This window comes from Terrimonas alba, from assembly GCF_042434975.1.
In the GTDB taxonomy this organism is placed as follows: Bacteria; Bacteroidota; Bacteroidia; order Chitinophagales; family Chitinophagaceae; genus Terrimonas_B; species Terrimonas_B alba.
Map to the genome: position 1 here is coordinate 1 of NZ_JBHMQM010000036.1, position 1,309 is coordinate 1,309.

Here is a 1,309-nt window from a genome sequence, read left to right on the forward strand (position 1 = left end):
CCAGTGTAACGGGCGGTTGTGATCCGGTATTGACTAATAATGCAACAGGTGCAGGAACACTTTGTACCGGTGGTGCCGTAACAGTGACCTTTACAGCCACTGATCTTTGCGAAGCGCCGACAGCAACAGCAACCTTTACCGTAACACCGCCAACACCTGTAGTGATAACCACTCCGGTTGCAACTACAGTAAATGCATGTGACTATGCAGACCAGGCAGCGCTTGATGCAGCCTTCCAGGCATGGCTGGCTACCGCTTCTGTAACGGGTGGTTGTGCTCCGGTTCTTACCAATAATGCAACAGGTGCAGGAACACTTTGTACCGGTGGTGCCGTAACAGTGACCTTTACAGCTACTGATCTTTGCGAAGCACCGACTGCAACAGCAACCTTCACCGTAACACCGGCAACACCTGTAGTGATAACCACTCCGGTTGCAACTACAGTAAATGCATGTGACTATGCAGACCAGGCAGCTTTGGATGCAGCCTTCCAGGCATGGCTGGCAACAGCCAGTGTAACGGGTGGTTGTGCTCCGGTTCTTACCAATAATGCAACAGGTGCAGGAACACTTTGTACCGGTGGTGCCGTAACAGTGACCTTCACTGCTACTGATCTTTGCGAAGCGCCGACAGCAACAGCAACCTTCACCGTAACACCGCCAACACCTGTAGTGATAACCACTCCGGTTGCAACTACAGTAAATGCATGTGACTATGCAGACCAGGCAGCGCTTGATGCAGCCTTCCAGGCATGGTTGGCAACAGCCAGTGTAACGGGTGGTTGTGATCCGGTTCTTACTAATAATGCAACAGGTGCAGGAACACTTTGTACCGGTGGTGCCGTAACAGTGACCTTTACAGCCACTGATCTTTGCGAAGCGCCGACAGCAACAGCAACCTTCACCGTCACTCCGCCAACACCTGTAGTGATAACCACTCCGGTTGCAACTACAGTAAATGCATGTGACTATGCAGACCAGGCAGCTTTGGATGCAGCCTTCCAGGCATGGTTGGCAACAGCCAGTGTAACGGGCGGTTGTGCTCCGGTTCTTACTAATAATGCAACAGGTGCAGGAACACTTTGTACCGGTGGTGCCGTAACAGTGACCTTTACAGCCACTGATCTTTGCGAAGCGCCGACAGCAACAGCAACCTTCACCGTAACACCGGCAACACCTGTCGTGATAACCACTCCGGTTGCAACTACAGTAAATGCATGTGACTATGCAGACCAGGCAGCGCTTGATGCAGCCTTCCAGGCATGGTTGGCAACAGCCAGTGTAACGGGCGGTTGTGCTCCGGTTCTTAC

The 1,309-nt window shown here is 52.4% G+C and carries 1 protein-coding gene; it reads left to right on the plus strand.

Going from position 1 to position 1,309, the window contains the following annotated elements:
- A partial coding sequence (locus tag ACFEL9_RS26225) for a hypothetical protein (protein WP_385896329.1) occupies window positions 1-1,309 on the plus strand: 1,309 nt, incomplete at both ends.